This window comes from Sinorhizobium fredii USDA 205 (assembly GCF_001461695.1).
Lineage (GTDB): Bacteria > Pseudomonadota > Alphaproteobacteria > Rhizobiales > Rhizobiaceae > Sinorhizobium > Sinorhizobium fredii.
The window spans coordinates 61,836-77,703 of the sequence record NZ_AUTC01000157.1 but is presented as its reverse complement, the minus strand read 5'-3'; the positions used below and the strand labels follow the sequence as shown (position 1 = coordinate 77,703).

The following is a 15,868-nucleotide window of genomic DNA, read 5'->3' as shown; positions in this document are numbered from 1 at the left end:
CAGATTTGCGCTTGACGAAAGATTAAGTCTGCAGGATAGTCTTTGCACCATCGATTGTGCAAATAAGAAATATCGATTGTGCAAGTCTTTGGGTCGTCTGAGGAGGCGGCGGTCAGCGGCGGGAAACTCGCTTCTCGTCATGGAGGATTGAAACTGGAGGCCGGCGCGCCAGCGCCCGGGAGAGTTCCCGTTGCGGGAACCTGTGGAGGAGAGACATGATCAAGACATTTCTTGCTGCCGCCCTGGCGGCTTCGCTTTCGCTCGCCGGTGCCTTTTCCGTCGCGGCGCAGGACGCGCCGAAGGTCGGCGTGGTCGTCAAGATCGGCGGCATTCCGTGGTTCAACGCCATGGAAGTGGGCATCAAGGAGCGCGGCCAGAAGCTCGGCCTCGACGCCTTCATGGTCGGCCCGACGAGCGCCGACCCGGCATTGCAGGTCCGCGCCATCGAGGATCTGATCGCCCAGGGCGTGAAGGTTATCGGCGTGGTGCCCAACGATGCCAAGGTGCTGGAACCGGTCCTCACCAAGGCCAAGGAAAAGGGCATCATCGTCATCACGCATGAATCGCCGAGCCAGAAGGGCGCCGACTGGGATTTCGAACTCGCTTCGTCTCAGGGTTTCGGTGAAGCGCACGGCAAGCTGCTGGCCGAGAAGATGGGTGGCAAGGGCGAGTATGCGGTCTTCGTCGGCTCGCTGACCGTGCCGCTGCACAATGCCTGGGCGGATGCGGCGATCGCCTATCTCAAGAAGAACCATCCCGAGATGACCTTGGTCGGTGAACGCTACGGCGTTGCCGAGGATGTCGACAAGAGCCGCTCGACCGCCCTCGACCTGATCTCCGCTCACCCGAACCTGAAGGGCTTCCTCGCCTTCGGCAGCCAGGGCCCGATCGGCGCCGGCCGCGCCATCGAAGAGCGCCGCAAGGTGGGTGAGATCTTCGTTCTCGGACCCTTCTCGCCCGGCCAGGGACAGAAGCTGGTGAAGTCCGACGCGATCTCCGGCGGTTTCATGTGGAATCCGAAACAGGCCGGCGAAGTCTTCGTGACGATGGCTGATAAGCTCCTCAAGGGCGAGGAGGTCAAGGACGGCGAGGAAATCGAAGGTCTCGGCGTGATCCATCCGGACTTCCAGAACCGCAACATCATCGTCGACCAGCTCGTGCCGATCAACAAGGACACGGTCGCCGATCTCGCTGCGATGGGTCTCTAGTCCGCAGAAGTTGCAGGCGGGATGCCGCGCCGTGCATTCCGCCCTGCAGCGCCGCGCGCAAAGGTCGCTGTAGCACTTTGTTTTGCTGCATGTCTTTGTCCTGAAATCGAGGTCGATTTAAGGAGACATGCAGTAGGATTCTCCCGGCTGCTGGGCCGGCTCCGGCCGGCCTGGCAAGTCCCATGAAACGACGTTCGACAGGCGCAGGGTCCATGCATCAGGCAACGAGCGCGACGGTCGGCGAAAAGCCGCTTCTGTCGCTTCGCGACATCAACATGACGTTCGGTGGCGTCAAGGCGCTGAAGAATGTGAGCTTCGAGGTGCGCCCCGGCGAGGTGCATTGTCTGGCAGGCGAGAACGGCTGCGGCAAGAGCACGCTGATCAAGGTGATCACCGGCGTCTACCGCCCGGCGGACGGCGCCGTTATCGAATATGACGGCGAGACCTATTCGCATATGTCGCCGGTCACCGCCCAGGACCGCGGCATCCAGGTGATCTGGCAGGACCTGGCGCTGTTTCCGGAAATGAGCGTCGCCGAAAACATCGCCTTCCACGAGGTCCTCGGCCGTCGGCCGCGCCTCGTCGACTACAATCGCATGCGGCGGATCGCGATCGATGCGCTCGCCCGTCTCGGCGTCACGCTCGACGTCGACCTGCCGCTCAAGGAATATGCGATCGCCCAGCGGCAGATTGTGGCGATCGCCCGGGCGCTTATCGGCGAAGCGAAGCTCGTCTTCATGGACGAGCCGACCGCATCGCTCACCCAGTCGGAGACCGACCATCTCCTCGATATCGTCCGCAATCTTTCCGATTCCGGCGTCGCCGTCGTCTTCGTCAGCCACCGTCTGGCCGAGGTTCTGGAGATTTCGAGCCGCATCACGGTGCTGCGCGATGGCGCGCTGGTCGGGGTCTACCCGGCCGCCGGCATGACGCAGTCGCGCATCACCGAACTGATGACCGGCAAGACCTTCGACCAGCACGTCCGGGCACGCCCGAAGGACGATCAGCCGGTCGTGCTCGAAGTTCGCGGACTGACCCGGCCCGGCCAGTTCGAGGACATTTCGCTGACGGTTCATCGCGGTGAAACGGTCGGGATCACGGGGCTGCTCGGCGCCGGGCGGACCGAGTTAGCGCTCGCCCTTTTTGGCATGCTGAAGCCCGCCTCCGGCTCGATCAGCATCGAGGGCAAGAAAGTCCGCTTCGCCTCGAACCGAGACGCGATCAAGGCCGGCGTCGCCTATCTCTCGGAGGACCGGCTGTCGCTCGGGCTCATCCAGCCGCAGACGATTGCCGACAATCTGGTGATCGCCTCGCTCCGCAAGATTCTTTCCGGAGGTCTGCTTTCCGAAGATCGCAAGCGCAGCCTCGTTTCCCGCTGGATCGCCGATCTCGGCGTCAGGATCGGCCGCCAGGCCGATGCGATCTCGACGCTTTCCGGCGGCAATCAGCAGCGCGTGGCGATCGCCAAATGGCTCGCCACCGATCCGAAGCTGCTCATTCTCGACTGCCCGACCGTCGGCGTCGATGTCGGCGCGCGCGCCGGCATCTTCGACATCGTCGCCAAGCTCGCCGAGAGCGGCCTTGCCATCATTCTGATCTCCGATGAGGTACCGGAGGTCTATTTCAACGCCGACCGGGTCCTGCACATGACGCAGGGCCGCATCGTCGGCACCTATGACCCGCGCCTCGCGCGGCTGGAAGACATCGAGGCTGCCGTCTATGCGTAGCTTGATCCGCACCCACGCGACCGAGTTCTCCCTGCTGGTGGTGATCGTCGTCATCAGCACCGTGCTTTCCTTTGCCACGGCGAATTTCTTCTCGCTGGGCAACGCCTTCGACCTCCTGAACATCAGCGCCGTCAACATCATTTTCGCCGTCGGCTTGCTGGTCGTGCTGATCGCCGGCGGCATCGATATTTCATTCGCGGTTGCCGCCTCCGTCGTCCAGTATTGTGCGGCGATCTTGCTCGGCTGGATCGGTGGCGGCGGTTGGATCTCCGGGCTCTTGATCGCCGGTTCGCTGGGTGTGCTGCTCGGCTGCGTCAATGCCTTCCTGATCCACCGCTTCCGGATCATCTCGATCGTCGCGACGATCTCGACCTTCAACATCTATTTCGGCCTGCTGATGTTCTTTACGAGGGGCGTGTCGATCTACGACCTGCCCGACTGGCTGACCGACCGCGTCATCCTGTTCGAGCACGAGATGCCGGACGGCACCTGGATCGAGATCACGCTGCCGGTTCTGGTCATGGCCGTTTGCGTCGTCGCGACCTGGCTGCTGATCACCCGCACCACGATCGGCCGGCAGCTTTATGCCTTCGGCGACAATCCGGAAGGGGCGCGCCGCTTCGGCATCAATATCGGCGCCATGCAGTTCATCGCCTTCGGCTGGCTCGGCCTGATGGCCGGCATCGGCGGGCTCATCCAGGCCCACTACGCGCAGGAGGTCGTCCCGAATGCGCTATACGGCCGCGAACTAGACGTGCTTGCCGCGGTCGTGCTCGGCGGCGCCCGCCTCGGCGGCGGCAAGGGCTCGGTGCTCGGCTGCGTCCTCGGCGTGCTCATGATCTCGATCACCCAGAACGGCCTCAACCTGATGGGCGTGTCGCCTTTCGCCTTCAAGATGATCGTCGGCGCCATCATCCTGATCGCCATCACTCTTTCCAATACGCGCATCGAGCGTCTGCTGGCTCTTGTCGGGGAGAAGGGGGCGGGACGATGACCAATATCGTCGAACGCATCAAGACCGCACTCGGTCCTGAGATGGCCGGCCCCGGTCTCGCCTTCGTCGCAGTGGTTCTTGTCTTCGGCATCGCCTCGCCGCAATTCCTCAGTGCGGCGACGTTCGGGTCCGTCGCCTTTCAGCTTCCGGAACTCGGGGTCCTGACGCTCGCCATGCTCCTGCCGATCCTCACCGGCGGCCTCAATCTGGCAATCACCTTTACCGCGAATATCGCCGGGCTGACCGTCGCCTGGGTACTGAGGGAGAATGGCGGCGTCGACGCCGGCATCGGCATCTTCATCGTCGGCTGCCTGCTGGCCGTGCTGGTCGGCGCGGCAAGCGGAGTGGTGATGGGGCTGGTGATCGCCTTCACCCGCGCCCACCCTATCCTCGTGTCGCTGTCGATGATGATCTTTCTGCGCGGGCTCGGCGAGTTCCTGACGCGCGGCGGCGATATTTCCGGTTTCCCCGCCTTTGTCGGGCCGATCGGCCATGGCTCGATCGCCGGCATCCCCGTGCCGCTCATCGTGTTCATCGTCTGCGTGCTCGGCTGGCACGTGCTGCTCGGCCGTACCAAACTCGGCTTCAACACCTATATGATCGGCTCTAATCTCGAGGCGACCCGCTATTCCGGCATCAATACCCGCAAGGCGATCGTGCTCGTCTACACGCTCTCCGGCGTCATGTGCGCCATTGCCGGCATCATCATGCTGGCGCGGTTCAATTCGGTGCGCATCGGCCACGGCGAGTCCTACCTGCTCATCACCGTGCTTGCCTGCTTCCTCGGCGGCGTCAATCCGTTCGGCGGCTTCGGCCGGGTCATCCCGGTCTTCGTGGCGCTCGTTGTGCTGCAGCTTCTCTCGTCTGGGCTCAACCTCATCGGAGCCAACCAGCATCTGGCGACCGCCGTCTGGGGCATCCTGCTCGTTGGCGTGATGATCCTTCGTTGGGTCGCTTCGAAGATCAGAATTTCAATCATCAGAAGAGGATCATGACCATGCAGGGTTTTGGCGTCCATACGAGCATGTGGACCATGAACTGGGATCGGCCGGGTGCCGAACGCGCCGTTGCGGCTGCGCTCAAATACGAGGTCGATTTCATCGAGATCCCGATGCTCAACCCGCCTGCCGTCGATACGGAACACACCCGCGCGCTGCTTGAAAAAAACGAGCTGCGCGCGCTCTGCTCGCTCGGCCTGCCGGAGCGCGCCTGGGCTTCCGTGCGCCCGGACGCGGCGATCGAGCACCTGAAGGTCGCGATCGACAAGACAGCCGATCTCGGCGGCGAGGCGCTCTCCGGCGTCATCTATGGTGGCATCGGCGAGCGGACCGGCGTGCCGCCGACCGAAGCGGAATACGACAACATCGCCCGCGTGCTGTCGGCAGCCGCCAAGCACGCCAAGTCGCGCGGCATCGAACTCGGCGTCGAAGCCGTCAACCGCTATGAGAACCACCTGATCAACACCGGCTGGCAGGCGGTGCAGATGATCGAGCGGGTCGGCGCCGACAATATCTTCGTGCACCTCGACACCTATCACATGAACATCGAGGAGAAGGGCGTCGGCAACGGCATCCTCGATGCCCGCGAGCACCTGAAATACATTCATCTGTCGGAGAGCGACCGCGGCACCCCCGGATACGGCACCTGCGGCTGGGACGAGATTTTTTCGACACTTGCGGCGATCGGCTTCAAGGGCGGGCTCGCAATGGAAAGCTTCATCAACATGCCGCCCGAAGTGGCCTACGGTCTCGCCGTCTGGCGTCCTGTCGCCAAGGACGAAGAGGAAGTGATGGGCAACGGCCTTCCCTTCCTGCGCAACAAGGCCAAGCAATATGGTCTGATCTGAATCGAGGGAACGGGAGGTGGAGGCAGCGGTGAGCGATCGAGAAACCGCAGCGACGATCGTCGCCGTCCTCGACGTCGGAAAGACCAATGTCAAGCTCAGCGCTGCCGCGGCAGACGGTGCGATTGTCGAGACGCTCAGCGTTCCCAATCCCGTTCTGCCGGGTCCGCCTTGGCGCCATCATGATCTCGACACCTTGAGCGAATGGGTCTTCGAATCGTTGGCGTGCCTCTCGCGGCGCCATACCTTCAGCGCCTTCGTCACCTCCGGACACGGCTCCGGCGGCGTCCTGACCGGCGCCGACCCGGATGCCGGGGATGGCGCCATGCTCCCGATGGTCGACTACGAACAGCCGCTGCCGGCCGACATCCGCGACGGCTATGCGCCGCTGGCCGGCTCCTTTCTCGATCGCGGCAGCGCCACAATGCACGGTGCGACGCATCAGGCCCGCCAGCTCTACTGGATGGAGCAGTGCGAACCGCAGGCCTTCGCTCAGGCGCGCTGGTATCTCGGCGTTCCGCAATATTGGGCCTGGCGGCTTACCGGGGCCGCCGCGTCGGAAACAAGCTTTCTCGGCGCGCAGTCGCATCTCTGGAACGTTGCCGAGCGTCGCTGGGCGGCGATCGTCAGCGCCCGCGGATGGGAAAGGCTGATGCCGCCCTTTGCCAAGGCTTGGCAGAGGCTGGGTCCGATCCGGCCGGAGCTCGTCCGCCGCTTCGGCCTTCCCGATCGATTGGCGGTTCTGGCGGGTGGTCACGATAGCAGCCTCAATCACTATCGCTATCACGCCGCGGGGCTGCGGGATTTCACGGTCGTCTCGACGGGAACCTGGATCGTCGGCTTCTCCGGCTCGACGCCGGTCGATCGGCTCGACGAGCATCGCGGCATGACCTTGAACAGCGATGTCTTCGGCAATCCGCTCGGCGGCATCCTGACGATGGGCGGGCGGGAATACTCCCAAATCGCCGGTAGCGATCCGCCGACTGACCATGTGCCGCTCGACATTGCCGCGCGTCTGATAGCGCAGTCTACCATCGCCGTTCCCTCCTTCGGTGAGGGGGACGGCGTTTTCCCTGGCAGCGCCGGACGCGGGCGTATTCTCGGGCCGTCGGCCGAAACGGCAATGGAACGCAAAGCCCTGGCGCTTCTTTATTGCGCGCTGTTGACTGTCGAGTGCATCGACACGCTTTCCGACGATCGTCTCATCGTCCTTGATGGAAGCTTTCTGCGCGATCCGCTCTATGCAGGACTTGTGGCGTCGCTGCTCCCCTACCGCGAGGTGCGGGTCAACTTGGCTGCCTATGGTGTTGCCGCCGGTGCGGCGCTGCTTGCCGGCCAGCAGACGCGCCGGGATCCGGCGCCGCTCACCCTCGGCGTGGCGACCGATCTCAAGGAACTTGGAACCGAACTTACCCGCTACGCCGCTGATTGGCGCAACCTTGCCCGCGCAGGGCCGGGTGAGCGAGACGAATTCGAACCCACGAAAGGAAGCTTCCATGGCTGAAAACCCAACGACCGATAAGCTGGCGCTCAGGCGCGAGATGGTGGACATCTGCCGGCGGATGAACTCGAGCGGCATCAACCAGGGCACGGCCGGCAACCTTTCCGTCCGGGCCGGCGACGGGTTCCTGATCACCCCCTCGTCCATGCCCTATGACACGATGCAGCCGGAAGACCTGGTCGAGATGGATTTCGACGGGACCTATGTCGGCCACCGGCCTTCGTCCGAATGGCGTTTCCATCGCGATATTCTGCGCGCCCGCACGGATATCGACGTCGTGCTGCATTGCCACTCGATCTATGCCACGACGCTTGCCTGCCACCACAAGACCATCCCGAGCTTCCACTACATGACCGGGATTGCCGGCGGCACGACGATCCGCTGTGCCGCATACGCCACCTTCGGCACGCAGGCGCTCTCCGACAACGCTCTCGTCGCGCTCAAGGACCGCACGGCCTGCCTGCTTGGCCAGCACGGCCAGATCTCGCTCGGCAGGACGCTCGAATCGGCGCTCTGGCTGGCGATCGAGGTCGAGACGCTGTCGCGGATCTATGTTCAGGCCCTCACGCTCGGCGAGCCGCCGATCCTGCCCGACGACGAGATGGAGCGCGTCATCGCCCAGATGCAGCGGATGAGCTACGGCCAGGCGCCGGATGCGGAGGGGGTGAACGATGTTGCCCGGCCGCGTGGCGAGGCGTGAAGTTTGCGGGAGGGCCCGGCCAAGGGTAAATGCCATCATGATCCGAACCTGCCCACGGGAGACGCGTGGTCGACGTTCGTTACGACTCGCGTTACCACCAGGAGGACTTCGCCCCTCGCGGCGTCAAATTATCAATTGCACGATATGTGAGAAGGGCGTCATCGCCCATTTGCCTCTATCATCCTTCGACGTTCTATAGATGATGAAGTCTCGGCCGACGGTGAACTTGCCGTGCATGGTGATCTCATTGCCGGTTGAGAGAATTGCTCGCAGTTCGTTTGCATGACGCTGCTCGATTTGGTCACTGATCAAATCGGCCAGGACTTGATCCAAAATTTCCGGTTTCTCAGACATCGGAAGCCACCCAACTGTTGCCACAGGCAGACTGTGGATGGGGCCATAATCCGAGACAGTAGGCAAGGGCTACCGCCGACCTCTTAGACATCGGTTCCGTGAACCAGCCTAATTGTCGGGAACGATTGCCGGTCTGACGGGTGGAGCCTCCTCGACGCCCGGTTCGAGTGCGAGAATGCTGACCACAAGGGCGATGAGGATGCAGATAAGCACGAGGAAGGCCATGCCTGCTTTGTCGGTACGCTTCGGCATGCCCTATATGGATTGTCGAATGTGAGCAATTCGAGGCAAACCCTGGAATGTCCGCATCTTGCCCAAAACGTAACAATGGGCCGACGAATCGTCCCCCGCCTACGCCTTTCGCTGCCCAAAGCATTGCTGCGCCGCTTTCGCGCGAGCTTCCTTTCTAAATCGTGCTTGGCCGACAGCCTCTTTGGAAGGAAATTAGCCGGCAGCGATGTTATCGTTCGCGAGAGGCCCGCGTAGCGGTAACATGGGCCGGCGCGCTGTCTGACGATGAGGAGATCGTCGGCGGGCGTCGGGAGGAGAATGGAATGTTTGAAGGTGGATTGAACTTCGCTCTTGGCGAGGAGATCGATGCATTGCGCGACAGCGTGCGCCGGTTCGCTTCCGAGCGCATTGCGCCGCTGGCCGACGAAACGGATCGCAGCAATGCCTTTCCGGCGCCGCTCTGGCGGGAGATGGGCGAACTCGGCCTGCTCGGCGTCACCGCCGACGAGGCCTATGGCGGCGCCGGTCTCGGTTATCTCGCCCATTGCGTCGCCATGGAAGAGATCAGCCGCGCCTCGGCCTCGGTCGGCCTGAGCTACGGCGCTCACTCCAACCTGTGCGTCAACCAGATCAACCGCAATGGCAACGCCGCGCAGAAGGCGAAATACCTGCCGAAGCTGATTTCGGGCGAGCATGTCGGGGCGCTCGCCATGTCGGAGCCGGGGGCCGGTTCGGACGTCGTCTCGATGAAGCTCAAGGCCGAAAAGCGCGGCGACCGCTACGTTCTCAACGGCAACAAGATGTGGATCACCAACGGCCCCGATGCCGACGTGGTGGTCGTCTATGCCAAGACCGATCCGGCGGGCGGGCCGCGCGGCATCACCGCCTTCCTGATTGAAAAGACTTTCCCCGGCTTCTCGACCGGCCAGAAGCTCGACAAGCTCGGCATGCGCGGCTCGAACACCTCTGAACTCATCTTCAAGGACTGCGAGGTGCCGGAGGAAAATGTGCTCGGCAGGGTCGGCGACGGCGTCAAGGTATTGATGTCGGGCCTCGACTACGAGCGCGTCGTGCTTTCCGCCGGCCCGCTCGGCATCATGGCGGCTTGCCTCGATGTCGTCGTCCCCTATCTCCATGAACGTAAGCAGTTCGGGCAGCCGATCGGCGAATTCCAGTTGATGCAGGGGAAGCTTGCCGACATGTACGTGACAATGAATGCGGCGCGGGCCTACGTCTATGCGGTGGCGGCGGCCTGCGATCGCGGCGAGACGGCGCGCAAGGACGCTGCCGGCTGCATTCTCTATGCGGCCGAGAAGGCAACTGCCGTGGCGCTCGAGGCGATCCAGGCTCTCGGCGGCAACGGCTACACCAATGACTATCCAGCCGGCCGCCTGCTGCGTGACGCCAAGCTCTACGAGATCGGCGCCGGCACCAGCGAGATCCGCCGCATGCTGATCGGCCGCGAATTGTTTGCCGAGACGAAATAGCCACTACAGCGCCGCGCGTCTTTCAGACGCACAAAGGACGCTGTAGCACTTTGAAGGTCTGCATGTTTTGTCCTTGGAATCGCTTCCGATCCAAGGAAACATGCAGAGGCGAGGCGCATCGCCGGAACGAGGAAGGCAGGACTGGGGGACAATGACAATATTGCGATCGCACATCTCGCCATCCTCGGATGTGTTCACGGCAAACCGTGCCGCCATGGCGGAAGCGATCTCGACGATAGAGGACGCGGTGCGCCTGGCGGCCGGCGGCGGCGGAGAGACGGCGCGCGAGCGCCATGTCAGCCGGGGCAAGCTGCTGCCGCGCGACCGGGTTGCCGGCCTCGTCGATCCGGGTACGCCGTTTCTCGAGATTGCCGCGACGGCGGCGCATGGGATGTATAACGGCGACGCGCCGGGCGCGGGGCTGATTGCCGGTATCGGTCGGATTTCCGGCCGCGAATGTATGATCGTCTGCAACGATCCGACCGTGAAGGGGGGCACCTATTACCCGATCACGGTCAAGAAGCATCTCAGGGCGCAGGAGATCGCCGCCGAGAACCGGCTTCCCTGCGTCTATCTGGTCGATTCCGGCGGCGCGAACCTGCCGAACCAGGACGAGGTCTTCCCGGATCGTGATCACTTCGGCCGGATCTTCTACAATCAGGCCAACATGTCGGCGGCCGGAATCCCGCAAATCGCCGTGGTCATGGGCTCCTGCACCGCAGGCGGCGCCTATGTGCCGGCCATGTCCGACGAGACGATCATCGTCGAGGGCCAGGGGACGATCTTCCTCGCGGGCCCGCCGCTGGTCAGGGCGGCGACCGGAGAGGTGGTGTCGGCCGAGGACCTCGGCGGCGCCGACGTACACACGCGTCTCTCCGGCGTTGCCGATCACCTGGCGCGCGACGACGCCCATGCGCTGGCGCTCGCCCGCCGCGCCGTCGCCGCGCTGAACCGCGAGAAGCCGCGAACCGTCGAGCTTCGCGAGCCGGAACCGCCGCTCTACGATCCGGATGAGATCGCCGGTATCGTGTCCGGCGACCTGAAGACGCCGTTTGAAATTCGCGAGGTGATCGCACGGATCGTCGACGGCTCGCGGTTCGACGAGTTCAAGGCGCGCTTCGGCACGACGCTCGTCTGCGGCTTCGCCCATGTCCACGGCATTCCGGTCGGCATTGTCGCCAACAACGGCGTGCTGTTCTCTGAGTCTGCGCTGAAGGGTGCCCATTTCGTCGAGCTCTGTGCCCAGCGCAAGGTCCCGCTAGTCTTCCTGCAAAACATCACCGGCTTCATGGTCGGGCGCAAATACGAGACGGAAGGCATCGCCAAGCACGGCGCCAAGCTGGTGACGGCGGTTGCGACCGTGCAGGTCCCGAAGATCACCATGCTCGTCGGCGGCTCCTTCGGGGCCGGCAATTACGGCATGTGCGGACGGGCGTTCTCGCCGCGCTTCCTCTGGACCTGGCCGAACAGCCGCATCTCGGTGATGGGCGGCGAACAGGCGGCGGGCGTGCTTTCGACCGTGCGCGGTGAAGCGCTGAGGCGCGCCGGAACGCCGTGGAACGAGGAGGAGGAGGCGCGCTTCCGCCAGCCGGTTCTCGATCTCTTCGAGCGCCAGAGCCATCCGCTCTATGCGTCGGCGCGACTGTGGGACGATGGCGTCGTCGATCCGCGCAAAAGCCGGGAGGTGCTGGCGTTGTCGCTGTCGGCAGCGCTGAACGCGCCTGTCGAGGATACACGGTTCGGGTTGTTCAGGATGTAGGGGGAGAGGCTGGGGATGAAACGCGACAATATCAACGCCATGAGCGCGCCGCAGCCGCGCGGCGGTTACTCGCAGGCCGTCAGCATCGAGAACTTCCGGCGCCTGCTGTTCGTCAGCGGCCAGGTCCCGATGAACTCGAACGACGTCGTGCCGGATGGATTCGAGGCCCAGGCCCGTCAGGTCTGGCTGAACGTCGATGCGCAGTTGAGAGCGGCGGCCATGTCCAAGGCCGACATCGTCAAGGTGACGACCTATCTCGCCGACAGGCATCATCTCGTCGCGAACCGCGAGATCCGCAACGACTATCTGGGGGCGCTGGCTCCGGCGATGACGGTGGTGATGGCCGGTATTTTCGATTCTGCCTGGCTCCTCGAAGTCGAATGGTGGCAGCGCAGTAAGCAGAAGAGAGACGCATGTTTTCGAAGCTCCTGATAGCCAACCGCGGTGAAATCGCCTGCCGCGTCATTCGCACCGCCCGCCGGCTCGGCATCACGACCGTCGCGGTCTATTCCGATGTCGACGACGATGCGCTCCATGTGGCGCTTGCCGACGAGGCGGTAAGGATCGGGTCGGCGACGGCCTCCGAGAGCTATCTGTCGGTCGAGCGTATTCTCTGGGCGGCGAGAAGCGTCGGGGCGGACGCCATTCATCCCGGCTACGGCTTCCTCTCGGAGAATGCCGAATTTGCAGCCGCTGTCGAAGCCGCAGACATGGTGTTCGTCGGACCCTCGCCAAGCGCGATCCGCGCCATGGGCTTGAAGGATGCGGCAAAGGCACTGATGGAGCGCGCCGGCGTCCCGGTCGTGCCGGGTTATCACGGCGAGGAGCAGGAGGCGGGTTTCCTCGCGGCGCAGGCGGCAGAGATCGGTTATCCGGTGCTGATCAAGGCCCGCGCCGGTGGCGGCGGAAAGGGCATGCGGCGCGTCGACCGGCCGGAGGAGTTCGCCTCGGCGCTCGAGGCCGCCCGGCGGGAAGCCGAGGCCGCCTTCGGCGATGGCTCGGTGCTGATCGAAAGATATCTGACCAGGCCGCGTCACATCGAGGTCCAGGTCTTCGGCGATCGGCACGGCAGCATCGTTCATCTTTTCGAGCGCGACTGCTCGCTGCAGCGCCGCCACCAGAAGGTGATCGAGGAGGCGCCGGCGCCGGGCATGACCGCGGAGGTGCGCCGCGCCATGGGCGATGCGGCCGTCAGGGCGGCACGGGCGATCGGCTATGTCGGCGCCGGGACGGTCGAGTTCATCGCCGACGTCACGGACGGCCTCTGGCCGGATCACTTCTTCTTCATGGAGATGAACACGAGGCTGCAGGTGGAGCATCCGGTGACGGAGGCGATAACCGGCCTCGACCTGGTCGAATGGCAATTGCGCGTCGCCGCCGGGGAGCCCCTGCCGAAGAAGCAGTCCGACATCACCATCGACGGCTGGTCCTTCGAGGCACGGATCTACGCGGAGGATCCCGCCAAGGGGTTCCTGCCGGCAATCGGCCGGTTGAAGCACCTGCACTTTCCTGACGGCAATGTGCGGATCGACTCCGGGGTGCGCCAGGGCGACATGGTCACGCCCTATTACGATCCCTTGATCGCCAAGCTGATCGTGCATGGCCCCAACCGGTCGGCAGCGCTTGGCCAATTGCAGGCGGCGCTCAAGGAATGCCGGATCGGCGGCACGGTCACTAATCTCGACTTCCTCATCCGCCTGACGGAAGACCCGGAATTCCGGTCGGGCAGGCCGGATACGGGTTTGATCGACCGGGAAATAGAGCGGCTGACGGCGCCGACTGCACCGGACGATGACGCCCTGGCGCTGGCGGCGATCGTCGCGACCGGCGTTCTTGAGCCGGCCGCAAAGGGCGATCCGTGGACATCGCTCGGCTATTGGCAAATCTGGGGCGACGCGCAACGGACGATCACCGTGGAGCATGAGGGAAGCCGCTCGACAGCGACCCTGAAAGCGCGCGGACGCGATCAGTTCGCGGTGCATGCCGGGTCGAGCACGCTGCCGGTCCTGGTGCTCGATCGGTTCGAGGGCGGCGCCCGGCTGGAGGTCGCCGGGCAGAAGCGGGTACTTCGTTTCACCCGGGACGGTGAGACATTGACCCTGTTCCTCGGCGGCCGCAACCTCGTCTTCCACATGCCGGATTCATTGTCGGGTGGGCACAGCAGCGAGATCGCCGAGGACGAACTCATCGCTCCGATGCCGGGCCTCATCAAGCTGGTGCGCGTCGGCGCCGGCGAGGCGGTGGCCAAGGGCCAGCCGCTCGTCGTCATGGAGGCGATGAAAATGGAGTTGACGCTTTCGGCGACGCGGGAAGGCAAGGTTGCGAGCGTGCATGTGGCCGAGGGCGCGCAGGTCAGCGAAGGCACCGTGCTCGTCAAGCTTGACGAGGAGGCAGCCGAATGATGTCGCGGCAAGGCGAACGAGTCACGATCGTCGAGATGGCACCGCGGGACGGTCTTCAGAACGAGGCGCGGCTCGTCGATACCGGTGACAAGATCAGGCTTGTCGATCTTCTGTCCGACTGCGGCTACGCTCGGATCGAGGTGACGAGCTTCGTCAGTCCGCGCTGGGTGCCGCAGATGGCCGATGCGCCGGCGGTGATGGCCGGTATCGCGAGACGCCAGGGCACGCGCTATGCAGCGCTGACGCCGAATATGCGGGGCTTCGAGGCGGCACTTGCCTGCGGCGCCGATGAGGTGGCGATCTTCGCTTCCGCCTCCGAGAGCTTCTCGCAGAAGAACATCAATTGTTCGATCGCCGAAAGCATCGAGCGGTTCCGCCCGGTGGCGGAGGCGTGCCGTCATCATCGCATTCCGCTTCGCGGCTATGTGAGCTGCGTCGTCGAATGCCCCTATGAAGGTGCGATCGCGCCCGAGGCTGCGGCCGGCGTGGCGCGGCAGCTGTCCGACCTCGGCTGCTACGAGATCAGCCTGGGCGACACGATCGGGCGGGGTACTCCGGAAGCCGTGGACGCCATGCTTGAAACGGTTCTCGGCGAGATCGCCGCATCGAAGCTGGCGGGCCATTTCCACGACACGTCGGGTCGCGCCCTCGAAAATATCGCGGTCGCCCTGGAGCGTGGCCTCAGGGTGTTCGACGCCTCCGTCGCGGGCCTCGGCGGATGCCCCTATGCACCGGGCGCGGCGGGCAATGTCGATACGGTCGCGGTAAACGCTTTCCTGCAGGGGAGAGGCTTTTCGACGGGACTCGATGCTGGAAAGCTCGAACGCGCCGCCGGCTTCGCGCGATCCTTGAGGGGGACGGCATGACGTATCAGACGATCCGCTACGACAGCGATGAACGCGGCATCGTCCGGCTGACGCTCGCGCGCCCGGAAAAGCACAATGCGCTCTCCGCCCTGATGATCGACGAACTCACGGACGTGGCCAGCCGGCTTGGAGCCGACTCGGCCGTGCGGGCGGTCATTCTAAAGGGAGATGGAAAGAGCTTCTGCGCAGGCGGCGATCTGGAGTGGATGCGGCAGCAGTTCACCGCCGACAGGCAGACGCGGATCGCCGAGGCGACGCGGCTGGCGATGATGTTCAAGGCCCTGAACGACATGCCGAAACCGCTTATCGCGCGTGTCCATGGCAATGCCTTCGGCGGCGGCGTCGGTCTCGTGAGTGTGTGCGATGCCGTCATCGCCGAGCAGGGCGCAAAATTCGGGCTGACGGAAACGCGCCTCGGGCTCATCCCGGCTACGATCAGCCCCTATGTCATCGCCCGGATCGGCGAGGCAAGGGCTCGGCCTCTGTTCATGTCCGCGCGGATTTTCGGGGCCGAAGAAGCGAAAACCGCCGGACTGGTGTCGATGGTTGTCAACATCGCCACATTTGATGCCGCCGTCGAAGCGGAAGCTGCATCCTATCTTGCGGCGGCGCCGGGAGCAGCCGGCCGCGCCAAGCGGCTTGCACGATCGCTCGGAAGCCCGATTACCGATGCCGTCATCGCCGCGACGATCGAGCAACTCGCCGACACCTGGGAGACGGACGAAGCGCGGGAAGGGCTCGCCGCCTTCTTCGAACGCCGCGAACCCTCTTGGCGGCGCTAATGTTTCGTGGCTCG

Annotated in this window: 15 protein-coding genes; 13 read left to right on the top strand and 2 right to left on the bottom strand. The window is 64.1% G+C overall.

Translation table 11 applies throughout. The features are described from left to right. Positions 1-215 precede the first annotated feature (215 nt). The 7 genes from N181_RS22375 (at position 216) to N181_RS22345 (ending at position 7,973) form a co-directional block, all read left to right on the top strand. Entirely contained in the window at positions 216-1,208 is a 993-nt protein-coding gene (locus N181_RS22375; RefSeq protein ID WP_080577565.1) for an autoinducer 2 ABC transporter substrate-binding protein, read from the top strand. A 212-nt stretch (positions 1,209-1,420) separates the two neighbouring features. Further along, the gene (locus tag N181_RS22370; protein ID WP_037431998.1) at positions 1,421-2,935 is read left to right on the top strand and encodes a sugar ABC transporter ATP-binding protein; all 1,515 of its coding nucleotides are present in this window, start codon (positions 1,421-1,423) and stop codon (positions 2,933-2,935) included. Then, complete coding sequence (locus N181_RS22365; protein ID WP_037431997.1) at positions 2,928-3,929, top strand: ABC transporter permease; 1,002 nt, start codon at positions 2,928-2,930, stop codon at positions 3,927-3,929. Before N181_RS22370 ends, N181_RS22365 begins: the two co-directional genes overlap by 8 nt. Then, positions 3,926-4,924, top strand: a complete 999-nt coding sequence (locus N181_RS22360; RefSeq protein WP_037431996.1) for an ABC transporter permease — start codon at positions 3,926-3,928, stop codon at positions 4,922-4,924. Before N181_RS22365 ends, N181_RS22360 begins: the two co-directional genes overlap by 4 nt. 2 nt (positions 4,925-4,926) lie before the next feature. Continuing rightward, positions 4,927-5,775 carry a sugar phosphate isomerase/epimerase family protein gene (locus N181_RS22355; RefSeq protein WP_037396323.1) on the top strand — a complete coding sequence of 283 codons (849 nt, stop codon included), beginning with the start codon at positions 4,927-4,929 and terminating at the stop codon, positions 5,773-5,775. A 28-nt stretch (positions 5,776-5,803) separates the two neighbouring features. Then, complete coding sequence (locus N181_RS22350; RefSeq protein ID WP_037432001.1) at positions 5,804-7,276, top strand: FGGY family carbohydrate kinase; 1,473 nt, start codon at positions 5,804-5,806, stop codon at positions 7,274-7,276. After that, positions 7,269-7,973: a class II aldolase/adducin family protein gene (locus tag N181_RS22345; protein ID WP_037431995.1), complete on the top strand. Its 705-nt coding sequence runs from the start codon at positions 7,269-7,271 to the stop codon at positions 7,971-7,973. Before N181_RS22350 ends, N181_RS22345 begins: the two co-directional genes overlap by 8 nt. A gap of 123 nt (positions 7,974-8,096) precedes the next feature. Here the strand turns inward: N181_RS22345 and N181_RS22340 are convergent, their stop codons facing one another. Both N181_RS22340 and N181_RS34110 read right to left on the bottom strand, forming a co-directional pair. After that, positions 8,097-8,327, bottom strand: coding sequence for a hypothetical protein (locus tag N181_RS22340; RefSeq protein ID WP_037431994.1), 231 nt, complete (start codon positions 8,325-8,327; stop codon positions 8,097-8,099). Between the two features lie 108 nt (positions 8,328-8,435). After that, positions 8,436-8,579, bottom strand: a complete 144-nt coding sequence (locus N181_RS34110; RefSeq protein WP_162832831.1) for a hypothetical protein — start codon at positions 8,577-8,579, stop codon at positions 8,436-8,438. Between the two features lie 302 nt (positions 8,580-8,881). Between N181_RS34110 and N181_RS22335 the strand changes: the two genes are divergently transcribed. The 6 genes from N181_RS22335 to N181_RS22310 all read left to right on the top strand — a co-directional run bounded on the left by N181_RS22335 (position 8,882) and on the right by N181_RS22310 (position 15,854). Next, the gene (locus tag N181_RS22335; protein ID WP_037431993.1) at positions 8,882-10,045 is read left to right on the top strand and encodes an isovaleryl-CoA dehydrogenase; all 1,164 of its coding nucleotides are present in this window, start codon (positions 8,882-8,884) and stop codon (positions 10,043-10,045) included. A 151-nt stretch (positions 10,046-10,196) separates the two neighbouring features. Beyond that, complete coding sequence (locus tag N181_RS22330) at positions 10,197-11,804, top strand: carboxyl transferase domain-containing protein (RefSeq protein ID WP_060563897.1); 1,608 nt, start codon at positions 10,197-10,199, stop codon at positions 11,802-11,804. A 15-nt stretch (positions 11,805-11,819) separates the two neighbouring features. Then, positions 11,820-12,236 (top strand): RidA family protein, encoded by a 417-nt coding sequence (locus N181_RS22325; protein ID WP_060563895.1) that lies wholly within the window; start codon positions 11,820-11,822, stop codon positions 12,234-12,236. Then, entirely contained in the window at positions 12,218-14,206 is a 1,989-nt protein-coding gene (locus N181_RS22320) for an acetyl/propionyl/methylcrotonyl-CoA carboxylase subunit alpha (RefSeq protein ID WP_037431989.1), read from the top strand. The genes N181_RS22325 and N181_RS22320 overlap by 19 nt, the downstream gene beginning before the upstream one ends. Beyond that, a complete protein-coding gene (locus N181_RS22315) occupies positions 14,203-15,072 on the top strand; it encodes a hydroxymethylglutaryl-CoA lyase (RefSeq protein ID WP_037431988.1) in 870 nt (289 codons plus the stop codon). The genes N181_RS22320 and N181_RS22315 overlap by 4 nt, the downstream gene beginning before the upstream one ends. Beyond that, on the top strand, positions 15,069-15,854 hold the full coding sequence (locus tag N181_RS22310; protein WP_037435553.1) for a crotonase/enoyl-CoA hydratase family protein: 786 nt from the start codon (positions 15,069-15,071) through the stop codon (positions 15,852-15,854). The genes N181_RS22315 and N181_RS22310 overlap by 4 nt, the downstream gene beginning before the upstream one ends. Positions 15,855-15,868 lie beyond the last annotated feature (14 nt).